16 protein-coding genes and 3 pseudogenes are annotated in these 22,995 nt (G+C 71.7%); 11 read left to right on the top strand and 8 right to left on the bottom strand.

Going from position 1 to position 22,995, the window contains the following annotated elements; translation table 11 throughout:
• The 11 genes and pseudogenes from ACFQGU_RS16225 to ACFQGU_RS16275 all read left to right on the top strand — a co-directional run.
• A pseudogene (locus tag ACFQGU_RS16225) lies at positions 1–279 on the top strand (ATP-binding protein); the annotation flags it as partial.
• Between the two features lie 181 nt (positions 280–460).
• On the top strand, positions 461–766 hold the full coding sequence (locus tag ACFQGU_RS16230) for a DUF6112 family protein (protein ID WP_386768706.1): 306 nt from the start codon (positions 461–463) through the stop codon (positions 764–766).
• On the top strand, positions 766–1,911 hold the full coding sequence (locus ACFQGU_RS16235; RefSeq protein WP_386768708.1) for a type IV secretion system protein: 1,146 nt from the start codon (positions 766–768) through the stop codon (positions 1,909–1,911). Before ACFQGU_RS16230 ends, ACFQGU_RS16235 begins: the two co-directional genes overlap by 1 nt.
• Complete coding sequence (locus tag ACFQGU_RS16240) at positions 1,908–3,320, top strand: SCO6880 family protein (RefSeq protein ID WP_386768710.1); 1,413 nt, start codon at positions 1,908–1,910, stop codon at positions 3,318–3,320. The genes ACFQGU_RS16235 and ACFQGU_RS16240 overlap by 4 nt, the downstream gene beginning before the upstream one ends.
• A complete protein-coding gene (locus ACFQGU_RS16245; protein WP_386768711.1) occupies positions 3,317–4,663 on the top strand; it encodes a VirB4 family type IV secretion system protein in 1,347 nt (448 codons plus the stop codon). The genes ACFQGU_RS16240 and ACFQGU_RS16245 overlap by 4 nt, the downstream gene beginning before the upstream one ends.
• Positions 4,660–5,859, top strand: coding sequence for a DnaB-like helicase N-terminal domain-containing protein (locus ACFQGU_RS16250; protein WP_386768713.1), 1,200 nt, complete (start codon positions 4,660–4,662; stop codon positions 5,857–5,859). Before ACFQGU_RS16245 ends, ACFQGU_RS16250 begins: the two co-directional genes overlap by 4 nt.
• Positions 5,856–7,712: a type IV secretory system conjugative DNA transfer family protein gene (locus ACFQGU_RS16255; protein ID WP_386768715.1), complete on the top strand. Its 1,857-nt coding sequence runs from the start codon at positions 5,856–5,858 to the stop codon at positions 7,710–7,712. The genes ACFQGU_RS16250 and ACFQGU_RS16255 overlap by 4 nt, the downstream gene beginning before the upstream one ends.
• A complete protein-coding gene (locus ACFQGU_RS16260; protein ID WP_386768717.1) occupies positions 7,709–8,881 on the top strand; it encodes a hypothetical protein in 1,173 nt (390 codons plus the stop codon). The genes ACFQGU_RS16255 and ACFQGU_RS16260 overlap by 4 nt, the downstream gene beginning before the upstream one ends.
• A complete protein-coding gene (locus tag ACFQGU_RS16265; RefSeq protein WP_386768719.1) occupies positions 8,878–9,846 on the top strand; it encodes an ArdC-like ssDNA-binding domain-containing protein in 969 nt (322 codons plus the stop codon). The genes ACFQGU_RS16260 and ACFQGU_RS16265 overlap by 4 nt, the downstream gene beginning before the upstream one ends.
• Positions 9,847–9,917: 71 nt before the next feature.
• Entirely contained in the window at positions 9,918–10,187 is a 270-nt protein-coding gene (locus tag ACFQGU_RS16270) for a hypothetical protein (protein WP_386768721.1), read from the top strand.
• Between the two features lie 209 nt (positions 10,188–10,396).
• Complete coding sequence (locus ACFQGU_RS16275; RefSeq protein ID WP_449280330.1) at positions 10,397–10,612, top strand: Lsr2 family DNA-binding protein; 216 nt, start codon at positions 10,397–10,399, stop codon at positions 10,610–10,612.
• A 444-nt stretch (positions 10,613–11,056) separates the two neighbouring features.
• On the opposite strand, the gene ACFQGU_RS16280 is transcribed toward ACFQGU_RS16275, so the two are convergent.
• The 8 genes and pseudogenes from ACFQGU_RS16280 to ACFQGU_RS16315 all read right to left on the bottom strand — a co-directional run.
• Positions 11,057–13,894 (bottom strand): class I SAM-dependent DNA methyltransferase, encoded by a 2,838-nt coding sequence (locus ACFQGU_RS16280; RefSeq protein WP_386768725.1) that lies wholly within the window; start codon positions 13,892–13,894, stop codon positions 11,057–11,059.
• A gap of 517 nt (positions 13,895–14,411) precedes the next feature.
• A complete protein-coding gene (locus ACFQGU_RS16285; protein ID WP_386768727.1) occupies positions 14,412–14,789 on the bottom strand; it encodes a hypothetical protein in 378 nt (125 codons plus the stop codon).
• A complete protein-coding gene (gene mobF / locus ACFQGU_RS16290) occupies positions 14,786–18,109 on the bottom strand; it encodes a MobF family relaxase (RefSeq protein ID WP_386768729.1) in 3,324 nt (1,107 codons plus the stop codon). Before mobF ends, ACFQGU_RS16285 begins: the two co-directional genes overlap by 4 nt.
• A 342-nt stretch (positions 18,110–18,451) precedes the next feature.
• Positions 18,452–19,117, bottom strand: a pseudogene (locus ACFQGU_RS16295) (gamma-glutamyl-gamma-aminobutyrate hydrolase family protein); the annotation flags it as partial.
• Between the two features lie 107 nt (positions 19,118–19,224).
• Positions 19,225–20,625 (bottom strand): aldehyde dehydrogenase family protein, encoded by a 1,401-nt coding sequence (locus ACFQGU_RS16300; RefSeq protein WP_386768731.1) that lies wholly within the window; start codon positions 20,623–20,625, stop codon positions 19,225–19,227.
• Between the two features lie 148 nt (positions 20,626–20,773).
• Positions 20,774–21,889: a zinc-binding dehydrogenase gene (locus ACFQGU_RS16305; protein WP_386768733.1), complete on the bottom strand. Its 1,116-nt coding sequence runs from the start codon at positions 21,887–21,889 to the stop codon at positions 20,774–20,776.
• Between the two features lie 14 nt (positions 21,890–21,903).
• Complete coding sequence (locus tag ACFQGU_RS16310) at positions 21,904–22,200, bottom strand: indolepyruvate ferredoxin oxidoreductase subunit alpha (RefSeq protein WP_386768735.1); 297 nt, start codon at positions 22,198–22,200, stop codon at positions 21,904–21,906.
• 227 nt (positions 22,201–22,427) lie between these two features.
• Positions 22,428–22,939, bottom strand: a pseudogene (locus ACFQGU_RS16315) (aldehyde dehydrogenase family protein); the annotation flags it as partial.
• Between the last annotated feature and the right edge of the window lie 56 nt (positions 22,940–22,995).

A 22,995-nucleotide genomic window follows, 5' to 3' on the forward strand; every position in this document is an offset into this window, starting at 1 on the left:
TCGTTCTTCCGCGTCCGACTGGACCGCGCGACGGAGATGCAGCGGGTCTACCTGCGCGCCATGGCCGAGCTCGGCGCAGCACCGCAGAAGGCGGCCGACGTTGCAGCCCTGCTGGACCGCACGTCGCCGCAGGTGGCACCGACACGCGCTGAGCTCATCGCGATGGGCCTGCTCTACACGCCCGAGCACGGGTACGCCGCCTTCACCGTGCCGCACTTCGACAAGTTCATGAAGCGCGCGATTCCCAACCTGGAAGTCCCGCCGGTTCGACGCCGCTGAGCCCCCCGGCTCGGGGCGCATCAGCCAAGCCGGCCGAGATCGACTTATGACCTGCCGCTTGCCGCTGGCCAGCCGTAGTTCTCTCGTCCAGGCGCTCTGTCGCCTGTCGGGCGCTGAATCCGCGCACCTTGTGTCGGACCGGGTAGTCGCCCCGGTCGGATGCCGACACAGGGAGCCTCCGATGTTCGTCTCACGCGTTGTCGTCCTGGCAGCCGATCCCGGGATCAGCCCGAACAACGGAGGCCTGCCGGGCCTGTCGGTGCTCAAGCAGATCGTGGGCGCCCTGCTGACATGGGGCCTGGTGGCGTGCGTCGCAGGACTGGTGGTCTCCGTCATCGTCTGGGCGCTCGGGCACCACGGCGGCAACTACTCCCACACCAGCAACGGCAAGACCGGCGTGTTGGTCTCGGCGGGCGGGGCGCTACTGATCGGTGGCGCGAACGCGATCGTGGCGTTCTTCTCCGGCTTGGGCGCGGGGATCGGCTGATGACCGCGCTCCCGGACTTGTGCGCGGGTCCGCTGGACCCGGTGTGCACGGCCGCGACAGGCGTCGTGAACGCGGCGGGGTCGGCGGTGTCGGAGTCGATCCTGGGCGGGCTCGGGGCGGCGTTCGCGACCGCCGCGGAGCAGGTGTCCACCGCGGCGCTCACGGTGCTGGACGCCACGACCGCGGTCGACACCTCCGCGTCGTGGCTGCGGGCGAACGTCGCCGTCCTGGCTGCGGTGACCCTGCCGGCGGTGGTGGGCCTGTTCGTGCTTCAGGTGCTGACCTCCGTGCTGCGCCGTGAGCCCGGCGGCCTCGCCCGCGCGGTCATCGGGGTCGGGAAGGCAGTGCTGGGGGCGGGGTTCGCGGTGTTGGTGACGCACTCCGCGCTGCTGGCCACCGATCAGGTGTGCCAGGCGATCGCGGCGGCGTCCGGGCTGACCGTGCGCGACGCGGCAGCACGGTTCGTCGACCTGACGTGGCTGGCCGGGCCGTCCTCGGGCCCGGTGCTGCAACTGGTCCTCGGCGGCGCGCTGATCGTGGGGTTCCTGCTGCTGTGGGGGGTGCTGCTGTTCCGTAAGGCGGCGCTGATCCTGGTCATCGTGTTCGCGCCGGTCGCGTTCGCGGGGCTTGCGTGGGACCAGACCCGGGTGTGGGCGCGGCGTTGGATCGAGATCGTGGCGGCGCTGGTGCTGTCCAAGGTCGTCATCGTCGTAGTCTTCGTGGTCGGGGCGAGCGCGTTCTCCGGCACCGGCCCCAACGCTGGCACGGGCAGCGCTCCTGCGTCGGAGACGACGGGGTCGCTGTCGGACCTGCTCGCCGGGCTGCTCCTGCTGTCGATCGCGGTGCTCGCGCCGTGGCTGACGTGGCGGTTCGTGCACTGGACCGGGATGGAAGCAGCCTCGGTCATGCACGGGGCTGTCGCGGCCGGGCCGATCCCGCGCGCCGCACGGGCGACGGGGAACCAGGCCAGGTTCGCGGCCCAGTCCGTCGCCACCGGGATGGTCCTCGGCCCCGGTGGGGCAGCAGCAGGGGCCGGCACCCGCGCCGCGACGGGTGCCGCCGCGGGGGCGACGTCGCCCTCGAGCGGCCCGGTCTCTCCCCGCCGCCCCGCCGCCAGCGCTGCGGGAGTAGGTGAGGGGTCGTGAGCGCGCCCGCCGCGACGGTGCGGTTCGGCCGCCTGGAGCGCCGCGGTCTGCTGCTCGGCCTGTCCGGGCCACAGCTCGCCGCCGTGGGCGCAGCGGCGGCGATCGCGGTGACCACCGAGTACGCCGCGGGCCTGCCCGGGCTCCTTGCCGCTGCTCTCCTGTGGGGCCCGCTGCTCGCGGCGGGCACGGCATCGGTCCGGGGCCGCAGCGTGATGGGGTGGATCCCGATCGTCGGTGACTGGTGGCTGCGGCGGGCCATCGGTGCGACCCGCCAGCTCCACCGGCTTCGCGATCCCCGCGCAGCGACGGGTGGGCTCCTGCTGGAGCTGCCGGGGATCCGCACGCCGCTTCCCGTCACGACCGGCTCGAGCGGCGCGGCGCTGGTGAGCGACCGCACGACGGGGACGGTGACCGCTGTCCTCGCGGTCCGCGGGCGGGGCGTCCTGCTCGCAGACGACGCCGGGTCCACGACGGCGGCCTGGGGGCGGGTGCTGACGGGGCTCACTCAGTCCCGGGAGATCGTCCGCGTGCAGGTCCTGCACGCCACCGCCCCGGCGGGCGAGTGCGATGTGCGCCGCTGGTGGTCCGACCATGCCACCGGTGCGGACGCGCCGTTGCCGGCGCGACTGGTGGCCGACCTGCTCGCCGACGCCGACACGTCGACGACACGGATCACCACCGTGCTCGCGGTTGCGTTCCGCCGCGGCGGAGCGCACGACGACGTCCAGCCGCTGCTGGGCACGTTCGCGGACACGGTCGCCGCCGGCGGCCTCAAGGTCGAGGGCTGGATCGGTCCTCGCCGGCTGTGCGAGCTGATGCGCCGTGCCTACGACCCCGTGGCACTGATCTCCTCTGGTCATATGGTCGCTGAGCGGCAGGCGGACCGGGCCGGGGTGTGGGGGCCGATGGCGGTTGCGGAGTCGTGGGCGATTCTGCGCACCGACACCGCAGTGCACGCCTCGTACTGGATTTCGGAATGGCCGCGCGCCGAGGTCGGGATCGAGTTTCTGCAGCCGCTGCTGCTGGCACCCGGCGCGCACCGGACCGTCACGCTGATCGCGGAGCCGCAGCCGTTGCGCGTCGCGGCGCGGGACATCCGTCGCGCGCGGGTCGACCTCGTCTCCGACTCCGCGCACCGCGCCCGTACCGGCCGTATCGAGGACGAGGCCGCCCGCGCGGAGGCCGACGATGTCGCCACCCGCGAGCGCGACTTGGTCGCCGGCCACGGCGACCTGCGGTTCACCGGCCTGGTCACCGTCACCGCCGCCGACGAGGCGGCCCTGGTCGAGGCGTGCCGTGCGACTGAGGCCGCGGCGGCGCGGGCGATGTGCGAGCTGCGCCCTCTGGTCGGGCAGCAGGCCGCGGCGCACACCGCTGCCGCGCTCCCGCTCGCGCGGGGGATCCTGTGAACGCCGGCGCGCACCGCACCTCCGGCACCCCGGTGTCGGGGCGCAGGGTCGGGGTGTGGCCGCTGCGGGTCCCGGCCCACCGGGCCAGCAGCGCCGTCCTGGCCGGCGCGTACCCGTTCCTGGCCCCGGCCCCGCCCCAGGCCGGGGTCTACATCGGGCCGGACGCGCTCACCGGGGAGGCGTTCGCGTTCGACCCCTGGGCCCTCTACGCGGCAGGGGAGCTGACCAACCCGAACATGCTCCTGGCCGGGGTCATCGGTCAGGGCAAGTCCGCGCTCGCCAAGTCACTCGCGCTGCGCTCGCTCGCCGCCGGGCGGCGCGTCTACGTCCCCGGCGACCCCAAGGGGGAGTGGGCGCCTCTGGCAGACGCCGTCGGCGGCACCGTCATCCGGATCGGCCCGGGCCTGGCGACCCGCCTCAACCCTCTCGACGCACCGCCCGCGTCGCGAGGTTCCAGGAACTCGAGCGCGACGGTCCTCGCGGCGGTCGCTGCGACCCTCCTGGGCCGGGACCTCGCCCCGGCCGAGCACACCGCCCTACACGCCGCACTCAACGCCGTCCGTGCGGACGCCGCCCCGACGCTGCCGCGGCTCGTCGACGCCCTGGCCGACCCGGACCTTGCTGCAGCGGCCGCGGACCGCACCAACGTCGCCGCCCGGACCCGCGACGGTGCCGACCTCGTGCATGCACTGCGCCGCCTGACCCGTGGCGACCTCGCCGGCATGTTCGACGGCCCGTCCACCCACCGTCTCGACCCGTCCGCGCCGATGGTGGTTCTGGATCTATCGGCGCTCGGGTCCGACGACATCGCCCTGGCCATCGCGATGACGTGTGCGTCGGCGTGGCTGGAGCAGTCCCTCACCACTTCTGGCGACCAGCCCGGCCCGCGGTGGGTGGTGTACGACGAGGCATGGCGGCTGCTCCGCAGCCCCGCGCTGCTGGGACGGATGCAGGCGCAATGGAAGCTGTCGCGCGCCTACGGAATCGCCAACCTGCTGATCCTGCACCGCCTGTCCGACCTCGACGCCGTCGCCGCCACCGGTACCGCCGGGCGCGCGATCGCCGACGGATTGCTCGCCGACTGCTCGACCCGCGTCATCTACCGGCAGGAAGCCGACCAGCTCGCTGCTACCGCCCGCGCCCTGGGGCTGACCGGAGCGGAGCGCGAGGTGATCGCGGTGCTGCCGCGCGGCACGGGGATGTGGAAGCTGCCCGCCCGATCCCACCTGGTCCATCACCGTCTCCACGTCGACGAACTGACCTTGGTGGACACCGACGCCGCGATGACGGGCACGGCCACGAACCACGCGGCACGGGGCACGGCGACGGGAGGCGCGCGATGACGCCCGATCCGATGCGCAGCACCGCTGTCATGTCCGAGGACACGCGCGAGACCGGCGTCGGAGTCCCGGCCGCCGTGCGGCTGGCGGAGCAGGCCACCCTCGGCGCGCTTCTGCTGGCCCCGGACGCGGTCGTCGCCATGAGCGGATGGCTGCGCGCGGAGGACTTCGCCGACCCCTGGCACCACACCCTCTACGCCACTATCCGCGAGCTCGACGCCGCCCACCAGCGACCCTCCCCGGACGTGGTCGCGCAGGCGATGATCGACCGGCACGGCTACCGGATCGCCGACGCACCGCGCATCCTGGACCTGCTCGCCGCAGTCCCGACCCGCCCCCGCCCCGCCGAGTACGCCGCGGTCGTGCTGGAGGCGTCGCTGCGCCGCCAGGTCGCCTGCCACGGCGTCCTGCTGCAGGCCGCAGCCCTCGCCGCAGCCTTGGACCGCAGCCCTCGGGTGGTGGAGACGGTCACCGAGCAGATCGACGCTGTCGCCGAGTTGGCCCTTAAGGGGTGGGCAATCGCCACCCGCGCCACCACCGGCACCGCCGTCCCCGCGCCCGTGTCGCCTCCGTCACCGGTCGGGCTGCTGCCGTCCCTGGTCGGCGCGGACCGGCTCCTGTCCCGGCATCCCCTACCCGACCCCGACGCCGTCGCCGACCGCGAGGGCGACCTGACCGCATCCTTGGTCACGCACCCCGACTACCTCGCCGCGGTCACCGGCTGGCTGCGACCCGATGCCCTCACCAGCGACACGTGGCGCCCGGTCTATGCGGCGCTGGTGGACCTGTACGACACCGGCGCGCCGATCGACCCCGTCACCGTGGCATGGCGCATCGCCCGCACCGCACCCACCGCCGGACCCGGGCCGAACCCCCGCGACCTCACCGCCATGGTCGAGCACGCCACCGTCCTCGACCCCGCACACGCCGCCACCGCGGTCGCCGCCGACCAGCTACGCCTGGCCGCGCACCGTACCGCCACAGCGCTCCGCGCCGATGCTGGCAATCTCGGCCTGGACCTGCGCGACCTCCTCGACACCACTCTCCTGCACACCCGCGCCCTGCGCCGCGCCGCCGCACCCCTTCACCCCGGTCCGCCCGGCAGCGACGCCGACCACCACGTCCCCATCCCGCTGCCCGTCATGCGGCGGCAGCGCGCGGGCACGGCCGGTCGACACCTCGCCGTGGTGCCCCGATGACTCGCCCCCGCGTCGGGGGAACGGGTGCGGGGGCGCGTGTGGGCGGGTGGGACACCACCGACCTCGGCCTGCTCGCCGTCGGCCTCACCCTCGCCGCCGGGGCGCTCCTGTACGCGGGCGCTACCGCCGCCTGCCTGCTCACCGGACGACCAGCCCCCGACGGCGGGATCCTGCCAGCGCTCGCCGCCGTAGGGCGGCCCGTTGAACCAGCCGGTGCATGGCCGCGACCCGAGCAGCTGCCCGGCCCGATCCCATACTGGGCCGCCACTCTCGCCGTCCTCGCCCTCGCGGCCACCTCGGGGTTCGTCGCCGTACGGTTCGCGCGGCACCTCCTCGACCGGCATAACCCGTCTACCAGCCGCGGCCGCCTTGCTCACCTGCCGGGGCTCGCCTCACGTCGCGAACTCACCACCGTCGCCGGCGATCGCGCCCTGCGCACCCGCGCCCGCCACGCCCGCCCCAGCCAACCCGCCACCGCGCCCCCCACCGAGCTCGGATACCTCCTCGGCGCGGCGCACGGCAGCGACCTGTGGTGCTCGGTCGAGGACTCCGCGCTGCTCCTCGGACCGCCCCGAATGGGCAAGGGCCTGCACGTGGTCATCCCCTGGATCCTCGACGCCCCCGGCGCCGTCGTCGCCACCTCAACCCGCCCCGACACCCTCGCCGTCACCCACGACCACCGCGCCACGCGCGGCCCGGTCGCGGTGTTCGACCCCCAGCGCCTCGCCGGCCTCCCCGACGGGCTGCGCTGGTCCCCGGTCCGCGGCTGCCAGCACCCCCGCATCGCCCTGGTCCGCGCCCGCGGCCTCGCCTCGGGCACCGGCATGCACGGATCGGTCTCCGACGCGGACTTCTGGACCGGCCAGACCGAGACCGCACTGCGCTGCCTGCTGCACGCCGCCGCCCTCGACGACCGGCGCGCCCTGGACCTGTACCGGTGGTCGCTCAACCCCGTCCTGGCCGAGGACGCCGTCACCGTCCTGACCCGCCACCGCGACGCAGCAGACGGCTGGGCCGACGCCCTCGACGCGATCGTCCACGCCGACCCCCGCACCCGCGACAGCGTCTGGCTCGGCGTCCGCCAAGCCCTCGCCGCCCTCGCCGACCCCCATGTCCTGCACGCCCTCGACCCCGGACCCGACGACCGGTTCGACCCCGAGACCTTCCTCACCGACCGCGGCACCCTCTACCTGCTCGCGTCCGCGGAGTCCTCGGGCACCAGCGCACCCCTGGTCGCCGCATTCGTCGAAGACATCACCGAGACCGCCCGCACCCTGGCCGCACGCTCGCCCGGCGCGCGCCTGGACCCGCCGCTGCTGCTCGCCCTCGACGAGATCGCCAACCTCACCCCGCTCCCCTCCCTGCCCTCCCTCATGGCCGAAGGCGGCGGGTCCGGCATCACCACCCTCGCCGTCCTGCAGTCCCTCGCCCAGGCCCGGCACCGCTGGGGCGAGCACGCCGCCGACACCATCTGGGACGCCGCCACCGTCAAGCTCGTCCTGGGCGGACTGGCCAAGATGCGCGACCTCGACGACGTCTCCCGTCTCCTGGGCGACATCGACGAAACCACCCGCTCCCAGTCACGCGGCCACGGCGGCGAACGCTCCACCACCACCAGCCTGCGCACCGTTCCGGTCCTGCCGCCCGCGGTCCTGCGGACCCTTCCCTTCGGCGCCGCCGTGCTCCTGCTCCGGCACGCCCGGCCCGCGATCATCGACCTCGCCCCCTGGCCCAGCCGCCCGGACGCCGCCGCGCTCAACGCGGGGCAGCGGCGCATCGAAGCCGCCGCCGCCGCTTCAGCCGGCCGTGGGAGCAGCGGTCAACTCGCCGCGCGCGATGGAGCGGCACGGTGAAGGCCGGCCTCGCCGCCGCAGCGGCCACCGCCCTCGCCGCGCCCGTCCTCGCAGTCCTCGCAGTCCTCGGCGCAGCCGGCACCGCGCTCGCCTGCCTCACCGCCCCCGGACCCGCCCTAGCCGACACCGCACCGGTCCCGGCCCCGGCGCGGGTATGGATCGCGGCCGTGCAGAACGCCTGCCTCCAGTTGCCGCAGCCCTGGATCGCGGCCGTCATGGCCGCCGACTCCGGCTTCGACCCGGCCCATGCCGGCCCGCGCGGCCGCGGCCTGATCGCCGTGACCGAGCCGGACTGGGTCGCCGTCCACGGCGCCGGCTGGAACGTGGACCTCGACGGCGACGGCCTGCCCGATGACTCCGACCCGTTCACCGTCGCCCATGTCGCCGGGCGGATGCTGTGCCAGCTCCTCGACGACCTCGACCAGCCCCAGGGCACGCCGCTGTCTGGGCCGCGTCGCCTGTCGTGGCTGGACACGCTCGCCCTCGCGCACCATTCCGGGCCGGCTGCCGTCGCGACCTACCCGCGGATCGACAACTCCGCCAAGACGTACCTCGAACGCGTCCACGCCGACGCCGTCGCCTGGACCAGCACTACACCCACTGCCACCACCGCCGGGAGCGCCACCGGTGCCCCATCGCAAGAGGCGCCTTCGGCCCACGTGGACGGCGCCTGCGCGTCCAGCCTCGCCGGCACCGGGACCGTCGTCGTCCCACCCGGCACCCCCACCGACGTGGCAGGCGCAGTCGCCGCCGCGCTTAACCTCGTCGGTGCCCGCTCCGGCTGGTACAACCGCTGCGACCGGCTCGCCTGCCGCGCCTACGGCTACGCCAACTCCGGCTACGAGTCCGCCTCCGTGCACTGGACCCGCATGCTCGCCACCGGGCATGCCCGCCCCGGCGACCGCTGCCCTCCGCTCGGCGCGTTCGTGTACTGGGCCACCGGCGGCCCCGCCGGGCACATCGCCCTCGTCGTGCAGGCGGACCCCGCCTGCGACCCCGCACGGATCAAGGTCGTCACCAACGACGCCCTCGACCACGCCACCGGATTCACCGGCGGGGTCTACCTCGTCACGCTCGCCCAGATCGAGACCGGATTCATGTCCCGCAGCGGGTACCGCGGATGGTCCGACCCCGTCTGCGCTGGCGCCTTACAGGCAGGCGCGGCATGACCAGCGCCGACGACACCGCCGCCCGCGGTCAGCGACGCCGCGACCAGCTCACAGACATCCACGAGCGGCTCACCGCCGCAGTCGCCGACCTCGCCAGCAGCGACGCCTGGCAGCACATGCTCCGCATCGCAGCACACATGCCCTCGTACAGCCTCAACAACATCCTCCTGGTCGCCGTCCAGCGACCCGACGCCACCGCCGTCGCCGGGTACCGAGCCTGGCGCACCGCCGGACGCCAGGTCCGCAAGGGAGAGAAGGGCATCGCGATCCTCGCCCCCTGCCTCTACAAGCCCGACCAAGCGCAGGCCGAGCCCGTCGACCGGACCACGGCGGAGGTCGAGCCAGGTGCAGGTGCGCCGCAGGTGCTGCGCGGGTTCCGGGTCGTCCACGTCTTCGACCTCAGCCAGACCGACGGCCCCGACCTCCCCGACGACCCGCACCTGCTCACCGGACCAGCACCCGACGACCTGTGGGAGCGTCTCGCCCAACTCGTGCACGACGACGGGTTCACCCTCGAACGCGGCGACTGCCACAGCGCCAACGGTTACACCGACTACCGCAACCGGATCCTCCGCGTCCGCGACGACGTAGAGGCCGCCCAAGCGGTCAAGACGCTCGCCCACGAACTCGGGCACATCCGCGCCGACCACGAGAACCGCTTCGCCGACCAGTACCGCACCTCGCCCCGCTGCCGAGGACAGGCCGAGATCGAAGCCGAATCCATCGCCCACCTCGTCACCAACTCAGCCGGCCTCGACACCCGCGCCTACTCCGTCCCCTACCTCACGGGATGGTCCGGCAACGATCCGACCGCGCTGAGGGCCGCCGCTGCGCGGGTGCTCGACGTGGCCGCACGCATCAGCGAGCAGCTCGACGGTCAGGGACCTGCAGCACAGGTCGTCGCATTCGCGGCGGCGGAGAGACGCCCCGCTGCCCAGCGCCCGCTGCGCGCCATCGCGCCTTGACCCGGCACGGGTGCAAGCCCCTGCCGTGACGCACTCCCGGGAGCTGTCCGACCCGACCGGCATGCTGAGCTATGCCGCACAGGACCGTCCTCGTCGAACCCGCGACGCCTCGAAGCCTCGCCCTCGTCTCGGACGCCCTGCGTGCCGAGGGGCTCGAGGTCAGCGGGTCCGGATACTCCGAGGAACGGCGGGATCTCACGACCGCGGTGGAACTCGTCGGCGCCTACCGGATGGCCAAAGCGACCGACAAGGTTGTGGACCGCGGGCTCGACGAGGCGATCGACCGTGTAGCTGCCGCGGTGAAGGCCGCGTGGTCGATCACCGTGCGACGCAGGGACTGACGCTCCCAGCGCTGTCGTTCTTCCCGATCCGGCTGGGCGCCTGACCCCGTCCATTCGGTCTTGCTGGCCTTGCGGCTGGTCGATCGGCGCTCCGATTGCTGCCGGGGCCCACCGCGGATGGCGGAGTGCGTCGTGATGTACGCCAGCGTGCCGACGTCGAACCGTGCCATGCTCCACGCCATCAACCACGGGCGCGAGGATGGACATCGATGACGTACGAGCCGAACGAGGTGCGTGCGTGGGCGCACGAGGCGGGCGAGCCGGTCGCTGAGCGGGGTCGCCTGTCGTACCAGGTCGTGACCGCCTACTTGAAGGCGAATCCGCAGGTCGCGCGCGAGCTCGCGTCCGAGCACGACGTCCCCGTCCCGAGCCGTGGCGCGGTGAGTCTCGCGGCGTGCGAGGAGATCGCGTTGCTGGTGCGCTGACCTGGGGTACGGAGAAGAGTACATAGCCCCTGGTCAGCCTGGTGTTCAGGCTGGGATAAGAACGCGGAATGCATGAATCGGTAACGCCACCCGACCCCCCCCGCCCAGCCTGGCGCCAAGTACCGAGGGGGACAACGTGAGCGATTCGTCCGATTAGCCTGTTCTCAGTCCTGATGGCAAGCACCAGTGGGTTGGCGACCGATGGGTTGAGGTGCCCACGGGCCAAACGCGAAACCCTCGTAGTCGGATCCGGGCACTCCTCGGCGTGGCACTTCTCGCCTTAGTCCTCGTCGGCGTGGGCCTTGCCTATCTGAATGGACACCAGGGCCTGAAGCAGAGCGACGACGAGGCCCACCGCTTCTTTTGTGAGAAGTTCCCCGAGGACACTCCCGACTGCTAGCCGGTTACCGCTGCCGAGAGGCTCGACCCGCTGGTTCGACACGGCTAAAGCGGCGGTGCCATCAACTTGAAGTCGGACGTGTAAGCGCCTTCGAAGTCTGCCCCGCCGGGACGGCGCGCCACCCCTGGCTGCGAGGCCGCCGCGAGGTTGAGCGCAAGGAGTTGGGCCAACAGATCGTCACCACGGCTGAACCCGTACGCGTCTAGCACCGCCTCGTCGAGTTGGTCATGGAGGTCACGGAGAGCGGAACGCCCGGGAAGTCGCAGTGAGTCGTATTGCTCCCCGAGCGTTGAGCCCCGTGCGACGTACTCCTCGCGCAAGCTCAGCAGGTCGCTGACGATCGAGGCCACCCGTGCGACCTGCTCAGTGCCGGGGTTGGCTGGCCATGGGAACGTGTCCCAGACAGTCGTTGGTGTGTATCGCGGACGCGTTTCCAACCGCGAGCAGCGCTCGTCGAACCACGTGCGATGCAGGCTTGAAGACAGGACCCCGAACGAGTAGTCGTCGTCGAATGCGAACACCTGCAGGGATGCATCCGGACGGATGCTGGAATCCACGAACTGATAGATGGATTTGCGGCCATCTGCTGCGACGATGGTGAGCGCGATGTACCGGGACAGGCCGGAGATGGCCTTCAGCATGTCGTCACGGCGATAGGCATGACGCCACCACGTGGACAGGAAGTTGGCGTGGTGCTTGTTTGTCTTCGATCGCGGATTCGCAGCGAGGACTTCTGCGTTCCGCGCCTCTTCCTTCGCGGCCGACTCCTCCCGCCCCGGGAGCACAGTTCGTGCGAGATGCGCCAACGCCCCGGGCGCTTTCGCTCGCGCCTCAGTCGCGTCTGTAAACGGAACATCAATGACGAAGTCGGTCGGACCGAGGGTGTGGATCATCGGATCGCCGCTGATCATGGGGTGAATCACGGATCTTGAGAGTCCATCGGATCGAACAATGGCGAGCGCCTCTGCTCGAGTAAGCCGGAAGCCGGCCACGTTGCCGGTGGTCTGCCCCTGGAAGCACACCTTGGGACGCTGGTTGCTGCCCAAGGGCAGCGCAGTGGCTACATCGGTCGTCGGCTTGAGTGACGCCGGAATCTCTGCAACCGGGAGCCGCAACTCGCCCTCGTCCAGCCAAAGCACCCGCTCCTTGGGAGCGTACTGCTCGCCCTTCACCCAGTTCACGATTGAAACGGTCACCGCCGCGTCCCCCGACCAGGGCTGCGAGGAGACCGCGTCAAAGATCACTCCTCCGTGGTCCACAACATAGTCAAGGGAAGCCTTCCTCGAACTCGCGTCCCGGATCGCCTGTGTCGCGACCAGCCCAGCTCGTCCCCCCGATGGCAGAGCGTCGTGTGCCAAGGGGAACCAGTAGCAGACGAAATCCGAGACTCCCCCGATACCGGGGTGCTCCTGGGCAAGCTTGGACGTGTACGGCGCACCAAGCTCTTCGACCATCTTGCGCCGACCCAAGTACGGAGGGTTTCCAACGATCACATTTGCCTTAGGCCACGGCTCGAACAGGGCGTCCGCGTATCGAATCGTGTCGTCCAAGTTGTCCAGTGGCAACACCGGCTGATCGTCATCCAGTTCGTCGGCCGACAGCTTCTTGGCCAGCATCATCGTGACCTTTGCGACCTCGACGGCAAACCGGTTGTTGTCCAGCCCAAGGAAGTGATCCGGCGTCACGTAGGAGAGCGCAGCCTGACTCGCGATCTCGGCAGACTTCCTCCGTTCGTCGATGCGCAGCTTCGCTTCGGCCTCGAGCCGACGCATTTCTCGGTACGCCACATACAGGAAGTTCCCTGACCCACAGGCGGGATCCAGGACTCGAAACGCCGCCATGTCGAGCAGCAGTTGCTCGTACTGCCCAATCGTCGACGCCGCTGAGATCAGCTCGGTCCAAGGCTTGACGATCGTTGGAAGCACCACCTTCGCGATGTCCGCTTGAGAGGTGAAGTGGGCGCCATACGCGTGACGCTCGCCCTTATCCATCGAGGTCTCGAACAGCGTCCCGAAGATCTCCGGTCGAACCGCAGACCAGTTGGTCTGGGCAGCGCCGCGTAGCTCCCCGAGCTCGCCATTCGTGAGCTCTACCGGTTCGATGCTGCGGAACAGGCCACCGTTGAAGTAGGGGGTGCCGGCGTACCGCCCGCCGGCGGTCCGACCCGGTGCATTCATCTCCCGGAAGAGTCCACCGAGCAGGTCGTAGGCGTCCGCCCCTGTTCGTGCGTCGTCCAGCCCACGGGTGAAGTACTTGTCCGGTAGCAGGCCGATGTCCTCGCTGAACATCGCCACCACCGACTGAAGGACGAACCGCTGCGCGACGACTCGGTCGATACCTCGGTCATAGAGAGAGCGGAACACTCCCGAAACCTGTGCGGCCGCCGACCGTGTCACTGCAACAAGATCGTTCCCGAAGAGTGGCGCTTGCTCAATCGGCAACATGAACGCCAGCGCCGCATAGCGCTCAGGCAGGTCCGCCAGCTTCACGACGTCGACTGGCGCGTCGAGTTGCTGATCAAAGTCATAGATCCACAGCTCATCGAAATTGCACAGAATCACGTAGCGGGGTCGATCCGGCACCGCCTCGATCCAGTACTGAAACGCTTGCCGGTAGTGGCGTGTGAGGTCCGTTCCTGACTTCTTCATCTCGATTAGGCAGCGCGGCTTCCACATCAGATCGGCATACGACACCCCCTTGAAGTCCAATCGGTGGATGCGCGCCTCGAGAGTCGCCCCAGCTTCGCGGACCCCGCCGTGGCCAAAAGCCTGAAATAGCCGCTCGAGGTAGATCGCAGCCTCGCCCTTCTCGTCCCCCTTGAGGTGCTCCTTGCGCCAGGCGACGAAACTGGCAAGGGACTCGCGAATCGGGCGAGGATCCATACCGGGTGTCTCCGATGGAATCGGTCGTGAAGGTCGGTGGGTCAAGCCAGTGCGCCGATCGGCTCTAACATCCCGAGCCTACCGAGTGACCTCGAGCCAGCAGGGCGATCCCGGGGTCGGCGAGTCGGGACGGATGTCCATTCTGATCGGCGGCGCAAATCGACACGTGTCCAGATTCCTCATACGTAGCAAGGGAATCCGGGTTTGTGTTTCACGCCACGACGAGTAGTCTCCTCAGTAGATAGATCGTTGCGGAGGCCCACTGAGGCAGCATGTCCGCGAGCCGCTTACCGGCTCGTGTGGATGGCGGCCGGAGGCTCTGGATGGGTGGACGGGGACGTCACCAGATCCACGCGGTCACCAGCTGCCTGGAGCCCTCCGTGACGGTCCGACGACTCGGGCGCGAACAGAACATCAAGCGGTTCGACAAGCCGCCGGGACGGTTCGCCCTCGCCAGCGGCGTGAGCTCACCCGGCGCGATCAGCCCGACCAAGCGCCGCATACGGCGGGCCGCACCTCATAGGTGCTCACGGTGGTTGTCAGGCCGGCAGCCCGTGCGAGCGACCCAGTCCAAGAGTCGTTGCCGACCGGCGTCGAAGGCGTCGTGCCAGCGCAAGGGGGCGCTGCCGTCGGCGTCGGGCGCGTAGGAGTGCTGCCAGGCGGTGTGGAGCGCGGAGAGCTCCTCGATGAGCTCGCCGTGCAGGGCCCAGCAATCGGGCAGGTGGCGGTGGTCGAGGTGATAGCGGCCGCGCAGCCAGTCGATCCAGTCCTCGAGCTCGGCGAGGGCGTCGTCGGTCTCATCGGCGCTCAGGGTCGGCCAGGCAAGGGCGAAGGCGGCGAACGGGTCCACCCGCCGGTTCGTCGTGCCCGAACGGTAGGGCTGGTTGGAGGTCATCGCTGTGGTCCTCTCACGTAGCGGTTGGTGGAGCGGGGGGCGCTCGGCGGGTCGTCGTGCGCATCGGCGGCGGGGTAGGGCGGTCGGGTGTCGGCGAGGGTGGCACGCACGGCGTCGCGCTCTCGCTGGCTCGGTCCGCTCGTCAGCTCGCGCAGGCGCTCGGTGGCAGACCGTTCGCGGCCAGTGCTGGCAAGGATCGTGCGCAGCTGCTCCTGCGCGTCCGGGGCGTGGCGTCCGGGGTCAGGCAGGTGCTCGCATCCGTCGTCGAGCGGGTCGACGGGCACGTAGACGTGGTTCGAGTGCCGGCCACGGGTCAGCCCGACGTACAGCGACTCACGGGTCATGCCCTCGGTGGCCAGCAGATGGGTGTGGTCGACGGTGAGTCCTTGGGCCCGATGGATGGTGGTGGCGTAGCCGAGCTCGAGGTGGCGGCGCACGTAGTCGGCGGGCACGCGAACACGGTCCTGGCCGTTGCCTTGTGGGCCGGTGCCGGACTGAGCCGCGAGGTCGGCGCTGCCGTCGGCGTGAATGGTCGTGAGAGTCCAGCGGGTGCCGTTGCGGACATGGCCGCCCGCGGCGGTGGCCAGGCGGCGGTCGTTGCGGCGGGTCACGACGAGGTCCCCGGTGCCGGCTTGCAGTCCATCGGCGAGGCGGACGGTGGTCGTATCGTCGACGAGACCGGCGGCGACCCGGTCGGAGCGGGCACGGAGGTTGAGAGCGGCGACCGTCGCGCCATCGGCTGCGAGCAGCAGCGCCGACGCGCCACCACGGCTGTCGCTCGCCCAGGCGGAGTAGGCAGCGTCGAGGACGTCCAGGGGCCCTCCCTCATGGATGCGCCCGTGACGGTCGTAGGTCGCAAGGGCACCGGGATGCCCCTCGCGCAGGGCCCGGTTGGCGTGGGCCTCCCACCGGTGGGTGAACCTCCACAGCGACCGCAGCCGGTGCGCGGCACCGGTGGTGGCGAGCAGGCCGAACGCGCCGCCTGCGTCGACTGCGCCGAGCTGGTGGTGGTCGCCGACGAGCAGCAGCTTGGCCCCCGCGGCAGCGGCTTGAGCGGCGAGGTCGTCCAGGGCCAGTGTGCCGGCCAGGGACGCCTCGTCGACGACGAGCAGCGTCCCGGGTCGCAGCCGCCACCGGTCCTGCTGCGCGTCGAGTCGGGCCAGCGCGGTGTCGACCCGCCGCACCGTGCGCGCGTCGCCCGCGCTGGTCGCGGCGGTGCGCCGTTCGAGCAGGCCCGCGTGCACGGCCGCGCGTTGCTGGGCGGCGGGGCCGGTGGATTCGTGCAGCCACTTCGCGGTGTTCTCGCACGGCACGCCGAGGGCGTCGGCGAGCTCGTGCGCCGCAGCCGCCGATGGTGCCAGCCCGAGCACCGTGCCGGGGCCGTGCACGTTCTCCCATGCGGTCCGCAGGGCGCGCAGGGTGGTGGTCTTCCCGGTCCCCGCCGGACCGACCAGGACATCCAGGGCCCGCCGCGAGGTGGCGATGCCGATGACGGCGTCGACCTGGTCGCTGGCGAGGCGCACGTGGCGACCCCCGGGGTGACGGGGTGGCTGGACCGCGACCGCTGCGGTGCGGGCGACCGTCTCGTCCACGCCGGGGCCGAGCTGGTCGTCGGCGGCTGCCAGCAGGCGGGCCTCAGCGTCCAGGATGACCCGGTGGCTGAACCGATCCTCGTCCGGTCGGTCGAACACCGTGGTGCCGTCGGGGCGGCGCCACCCCTCCGGCACGGTCCACCGGTCCGGCGCGGTCAACGGCACGCACCCGGCCAGGGCGGTCGCGACGACGCGGTCGTGAAGGGCGATCCGCTCGGCCGCGTCCGGCAGCCGCAGACCGCGGGTCGCCCGCGCAGCCTCGGCGAGCAGGTTCCACCGGGTCCAGGTCGAGCGCCGCGCCAGCACCGCGTCCAGGGCTACCGCGGCGAGGTACTCGACGAAGTCGTTGGTGACACTCGGACGGGCTGTGTGGGTAGGGCGTTGGTGCAGGCGGCTTCGGAGCGTCCCGCCGACTCGTGCCGGGCCGCGCCGGCGTCGGTTGCCGACGGTGGAGGTGTCGTCGCTGGTCAGGTTCGCGTGACGGAGTCCGTGACGAAGTGCCCCGGTGACTCCGTCAGTGTCGTGACGGACTCCGACGCGACGAGGACCCATGGCGGCGGTGAACGCCGGTGCTGTCGCGTGCTGGTTGCTCCACGCCGGGGCGAGGAGCGGATGCGGGGCGCGGCGCAGCAGGCGGCGGGCTCGCTCGCGCCACCATGCCATCAGCTCGGGCAGCGGTCGCATCGTCTTGGCCGGGCGGGTCGCTGTGGTCAACTGCTGGCGCAGCCGGGTCGTCTCGATCCGGTTCGGTCCGCGTCCGTGCTCGGCGTGGAAGGCGACCAGGGCGTCGGTCATCGCGGTGGCGATCGCCGCCGATCGGGTCGAGAACTCGGTGAGCAGGTCGTCGGGAACGGCATCGAGCTCGAACGCCGGGGTGCGCCGAGGTCCGCGGTCCCGCCACCCCCACGAGGACCCAACCCTGTGGCTGGTGAGCTGGTCGAGCGCGGTCGTGAGGTGGTCGGCGAGCAGGTTGTCGTAGAGCTCGGACACCGCGACCGCGGCGTGGTGCAGGGCCCGGGAGTCCAGCGACCGCCACACCCCGTCGCGGCCCTGGACCTTGTTCGCCACCACGACATGGGTGTGCAGGTTCGGGTCGCCAGTGCGGGTGTCCCAATGATCGAACAGCGCGGCGACCATCCCGCGGGTCGGGACCTGGGCGATCGAATTGTGCCCGATCCTGGTGAACACCGCCCGGTCCTCCATGAACGCGAGCGCGTCGCGGACCGCAGCCCGATGCGCGGCGACCACGAGGGCTTGAACGTCCGGGTCGGCCAACGCCCACAGCACGCTGGCCGACTTTGGTGCAGTGAACGTGAGATCGAACCCGGCAACCGCGACACGCGGCCGCCGTGCGGCCTCCAACCGGGTGATCACCTCGACCGCCGCAGCGCGGGCGGAGTCCGTCATCGACTCCGGCAGCGCCGCGACGGAGTCGGCGATGCGCTGCGCCTGGCTGCGGAACGCCAAGTAGGGGCGGCCCAGCGGCGTTCCGCTAGTGGGGTGCTGGCCGTGGCCGTAGAGGCGGGCCATGCCTTCCTCGGTCACGGCTGCGCCGGACGCGATCCCGAGGCCGGTAAGCCCGGCGCCGTACCAGGAGCCGGGCGGATAGCCCGACGCTGTGTAGTACGCCGTCAACGGTGTCGAAGGGTCTCGTTGCACGTCACCGCAGGCGGTGTGGCGCAACAGGTACTGGTACCCCGCGCCCGCGGACATACGCGCCATGGACATCACGACCCCTCACCACCAGGCGCGCTGGGCGCGAGATCATCCACACCTCCAAGATGTGCGGCATACGGCCTCGACAGCGCGCCGTCAGCGGCCGGCCGCTCCTTGGAGCCAGAGGAGTGGAAGCTGGTCCTGAGCAGCTCGCTGCGCCAACGTTCCGCAAGGGGAAGCCGGACGGTCCGATGGTTGCGCGGCGGTCGGCCGCCGCTGATGGACCAGGTCGGTCGGGAGGGCCGTTCGCCGATGTCAGTCACGGTTACCCCGCCGGGGGTGACGGGGGTGGTTGGCGAAGGCGGCGATGGACTGGGACATGGGGTGATCCGTCCGATGGTCGTGTCGAGCGGATCAGGCGTCGGTACGGCGCTGCGACGCCGCCTCCACGAGAGCACTGAAGAAGGCGGCCTTGCGTGGCTTCTCGGGGTGCCACTGGACCCCGAGCGCGAACCGGTTGGCGGGCCACTCGAGGGCCTCGACGCAGCCGTCCGAGGTGGCCCGCGCCGCGACGGTGGCACCTGCCGCGACTGTCGCCACGCCCTGATGGTGGTGGGAGTTGGTCTGCAGGGTGTCGGCACCAACGATGCCCGCCAGGATGGTGCCCTCCTCCACCTGCGTGTCGTGGAACGTCGTGTGGTCCAGGTGCCCGGGTGCCGGTCGGTGGTCGGAGAAGCCCTCGTGCACAAGGTCCTGGTGCAGCGTCCCGCCGCCCGCCACGTTCATCACCTGCAGGCCGCGGCACACGCCGAGGAGGGGCACGTCCCGCTCGATCGCGCGGCGGACGAGCGGGATCTCGCAGCTGTCCCGCACGTGCGAGGTCTCCTCGAGCAGCTCGTGCGGGTGCTCGCCGTACTCGAGGGGGTCGAGATCGGCTCCGCCGACGAGAATGAGGCCGTCGACGCGCTCGAGCACCTGGTCCATCGCGTCGGGGTCGCCGCCCCCGAGCGGCGGTACGACGATCGGCAGCACTCCCGCCTCCCAGACCGCCGCGAGGTAGGTGTCGGCGACCAGGTGGGCGTGCTCGTGCCAGAACCCTCACTGCGCCGTCGTGAACACGGCAGGGATCCCGATCACCGGTCGCGTCGTCATGCTGCATGCATCTCCTCGCTCGTGCTCGCGGTCGATCAGATGGGCAGCGTGGGGTCGTCCAGGCCGATGGTCCTGCGGCCCTGGAAGAACCGAACCATGTCGGTCGGCCCGTGCCCACCGATTCCGGCGTTGTTCCAGAAGCTCTGCTCCGAGCCGTCGGCGAGGTCGGCGAGCTTGCACCCGTTGACGCGGACCTCTCCCGCCGGGATGCGCGCGGCCACGTCGAGTGCGGCGGCGGTGTCCGTCCCGAAGACGAAGCCCGCCAGGCCGGTCTCCGGGCCGTCCGCCGCGGCGAGGGCGTCGGCGGTCGTCGGGACCGCGTGGACGGTGATCGCCGGGCCGAACAGCTCCCGGGTCGATGCGGCGGCGGGCAGCCCGACGATCAACGACGGCACGAAGAACCAGCCGTCGAGGTCCGGGATCTCGGCCGCGGCCAGGCGGGTGCCGCCTGCCGCCACCAGCCGCCCGACCTCCTCCTCGACCCGGGAGCGGTGCAGCTCGTACGCCAGCGGCCCGACGTCCGTCGCCTCGTCGAGGCAGTGACCGACGACGACCGAGCCGAGCCGGTGGAGCAGCGCCTCGACCAGCGGGTCGTGCAGGTGCTGCGGCACGAGGACCTTCCCGGGCGCCTCGCACCACTGCCCGTTGAGCTTGGTCATGCCGTCGACGAGTGCCGCCGCGGTGAGCTCGATGTCCGCGTCGTCGAGGACGACCGCCGGGTTGTGGCCGCCGAGCTCCAGCTGGAGGGCGGTGAAGTGCGGCGCCGCGGCGGTGGCGACCGCGCGACCCGCAGGTGCCCCACCCGTGAAGGAGATGGCGCGCACGCGCGGGTCCCCGGCCAGCTGGGAGCCCACTGCTGCGGCCCCGTGCACCAGCTGGAACGTCGCCGGTGGGAGTCCGTGGCGGCGCACCACGTCCTCGATCACGTCGGCGACGATCTGGCATCCGCCGGGCGCCCACTCGGACGGCTTGAGGATGACCGGGCAGCCGGCGGCGAGGGCGCTCGAGAGCTTCGCCACCGCGACGAAGGTCGGTGCGTTCCACGGGGCGAGCACGAGGGCGGGACCGAGCGGACGGCGCAGGAGCACCACGCCGCGGTCGGCGTCGAGCACGTCCGACTCGCCCACGGAGCGCAGCTGCTCGAGCGAGCCGAGCACCCGCGGGCCGATGTAGGCGGCCATGGATCGCGCCACCCGAATCGCGTTGCCTGTGGACAGCGCGTCCTCGTAGGCGAGGTCGGCCGCACGCAGCGTCAGGCCGGCGGCGATTTCCTGGAGGACGGCTGCGCGCGCATCGATCGACACCGTGGCCAGCGCCCCGCTGCGGTGCAGCGCGTCCGCAGCGGACAGGGCACGCTCCACCTGGTCTGGGGCCGTTGCGAGCTGGGGCGCCAGCACGGCACCGGTGTTCGGATCGGCGAGCGAGCCCAGGGTCACGGAGGGCTCCTGCCAGGCTCCGTCCACCAAGTCGACCTGGGGTCGGGGCGGCTGCAAGGGGGGGAGGGTCGCCATCGTCATCCGGTCCTCGGGGTCGGGTCGGTCGAGGGCCACGGGATCGGCTGCCGCACGTACGTGGATCGAGCCGTCATGCCGCGCCTGCTCCGAAGCGGAGCACCACGCGGACGGTGCCGGGGTCGCGCATCCGTCGGAGACCCTCGTTGATCTGCTCGAACGGCAGCACCGCGGTCACCATGCCGTCGAGGTCGAGACGGCCCGACCGGTAGTGGTCCACGAACATGTCGACGTCGCTGAGGAAGCGGTTGGCGCCCATGTACGCGCCCTGGATCCGCCGGTCGCCGTACACGAGGGCGTCGGCGGAGATGCCGATCGTGCGTCCCTCGGGCATGAGGCCCAGGATCGTCGCCGTCCCGGCGGGCGCGAGCAGGTCGAAGGCCAGCACCGCCGTGGCCGGGTTGCCGACGGCCTCGATGGCGTGCGAGACGCCTCCCGGCACCAGCTCGTGCAGCCGGCGGACCACCTCGGCCGGGTCGCCCTGCGAGACGAGGGTGTCGGTCGCGCCGAAGCGTCGCGCCAGCTCGAGCTTCGCCGGCTGGCTGTCCAGCGCGACGATCCGGCGGGCCCCGGCCAGCCGCGCGCCCTGGAGGGCTGCGATCCCGACGCCGCCGCACCCGATGACCGCCACCGTGTCCTCGCTCGTGACCTTGGCACCGTGGACCACCGCCCCGACCCCCGTCGTAACGCAGCAGCCGAGGAGGCAAGCGACGGCCGAGGGAACGTCGTCCGGCACGACGGCGAGGGCGTCCTCGGAGGCCAGGAAGGCCTCGCCGAACGCGCCCATACCCCCCAGCGCCTGGACCGGAGTGCCGTCGGGGAGGGCGAACCGCGGGCGGGGGCGGGCGCGCACCTCGGCCACGCGGCCGCACTGCGTCGGACGTCCGGCCAGGCAGTGCGGGCACCGTCCGCACGAGGGGGTCACGGTGGCCACCACGCGTTGCCCCACCCGCACCCGGCTGACCTGGGCCCCGGCCGCCTCGACGACGCCGGCGACCTCGTGCCCGAGGACGGCCGGCCGGTCGATGCCCAGCGCACCCTCGACGTAGTGCACGTCGCTGTGGCACAGCCCCACGTGCTCGGTGCGGACCACGACCTCACGATCCATCGGATCGTCGAGCAGGACCTCGGTGAGGACGAGGCGGTCGCTGCCGTCGAGCAGGAGGGCGGCTGTGATGGGAAGGGGCATGCGATTACCTCGCGTCAGGGGATGGCGGTGATGGCACCGAGCTCGGCCGCGCCACCGGGCGAGCCGAGCGGGGAGTCATGGCCGGGCAGGACCTCGACGAAGAGGCGTCGCGCGCGATCCAGGTCGGCACCGCTGTCGGCGAAGGTGATGGCCTCGACCGGGCACTCCGGCTCGCAGGCGCCGCACTCGATGCACTCGGTGGGGTGGATGTAGAGCTGGTCGCCAGCCTCATAGATGCAGTCGACGGGGCAGACGTCGACGCACGAGCGGTCCTTGCTCGTGGCGCAGACCTCGGAGATGACGTAGGGCATGTCAGTTCCCGTGAGCCGTGCCGGGGCCGGGGTACACCCCGGGCCGCGGGTCGGTGGAGGTGGTGAGGCGGGTCGTCGAGGCGCCAGCCATCGCTCGGCCGTGGACATGAAGCGTTCTTGAGCTCCGTGTAGCCGTCCATGGCGGCCATCCCGAGCTCGCGGCCGAACCCTGACTCCAGCCCCCGGGCCACCCGGATCGCCCGGCCCAGGTCGCGGGTCCAGATCGACCCGGACAGACCGAAGATGGTGTCGTTGGCCAGCGCGATCGCATCCTGCTCGTCGTCGAACGGGAGCAACGCCACCACCGGCCCGAAGTCTCCTCGCGCAAGATGCGGTGCTCGCGCGGCGGGTCCAGAACCAGGTGCGGAACCATCCAGTGGCCCGGACCGCTCGGTCCGGGGACGGGGGCGACGATGTCGAGCGCCGGGTCGAGGAAGGATCGCACCTTCTCCAGGTGCGGGGCGGAGACGAGCGGGCCCATGGCCGTGGTGGCGTCGAGCGGGTCGCCGACCGCGAACGTCGAGGTCGCGGCGACGAACAGGGCGACGAACTCGTCGTAGACGTCGCGCTGGACCAGCACCCGGCTTCGTGCGCAGCAGTCCTGGCCCGAGTTGCCGAAGACGGCTCCGGTGCTCGCCGAGGCTGCCGTCTCGAGGTCGGCGTCGGCGAACACGACCGCCGCCGACTTGCCGCCCAGCTCCAGGGTGAGCCGCTTCATCGTGCCGGCTGAGGCGCGCATGATCGTCTGGCCGGTCTGGGTCGAGCCGGTGAAGCTGATCTTGCCCACTCCTGGGT

Source organism: Longivirga aurantiaca, assembly GCF_042660085.1.
In the GTDB taxonomy this organism is placed as follows: Bacteria; Actinomycetota; Actinomycetes; order S36-B12; family CAIYMF01; genus Longivirga; species Longivirga aurantiaca.

Coding starts and splice junctions, on each gene's coding strand:
- ACFQGU_RS16230 (WP_386768706.1), top strand. CDS start 461: ATGTTCGTCTCACGCGTTGTCGTCCTGGCAGCCGATCCCGGGATCAGC.
- ACFQGU_RS16235 (WP_386768708.1), top strand. CDS start 766: ATGACCGCGCTCCCGGACTTGTGCGCGGGTCCGCTGGACCCGGTGTGC.
- ACFQGU_RS16250 (WP_386768713.1), top strand. CDS start 4,660: ATGACGCCCGATCCGATGCGCAGCACCGCTGTCATGTCCGAGGACACG.
- ACFQGU_RS16255 (WP_386768715.1), top strand. CDS start 5,856: ATGACTCGCCCCCGCGTCGGGGGAACGGGTGCGGGGGCGCGTGTGGGC.
- ACFQGU_RS16265 (WP_386768719.1), top strand. CDS start 8,878: ATGACCAGCGCCGACGACACCGCCGCCCGCGGTCAGCGACGCCGCGAC.
- ACFQGU_RS16270 (WP_386768721.1), top strand. CDS start 9,918: ATGCCGCACAGGACCGTCCTCGTCGAACCCGCGACGCCTCGAAGCCTC.
- ACFQGU_RS16275 (WP_449280330.1), top strand. CDS start 10,397: ATGACGTACGAGCCGAACGAGGTGCGTGCGTGGGCGCACGAGGCGGGC.
- ACFQGU_RS16280 (WP_386768725.1), bottom strand. CDS start 13,894: ATGGATCCTCGCCCGATTCGCGAGTCCCTTGCCAGTTTCGTCGCCTGG.
- ACFQGU_RS16285 (WP_386768727.1), bottom strand. CDS start 14,789: ATGACCTCCAACCAGCCCTACCGTTCGGGCACGACGAACCGGCGGGTG.
- mobF (WP_386768729.1), bottom strand. CDS start 18,109: ATGTCCATGGCGCGTATGTCCGCGGGCGCGGGGTACCAGTACCTGTTG.
- ACFQGU_RS16305 (WP_386768733.1), bottom strand. CDS start 21,889: ATGCCCCTTCCCATCACAGCCGCCCTCCTGCTCGACGGCAGCGACCGC.
- ACFQGU_RS16310 (WP_386768735.1), bottom strand. CDS start 22,200: ATGCCCTACGTCATCTCCGAGGTCTGCGCCACGAGCAAGGACCGCTCG.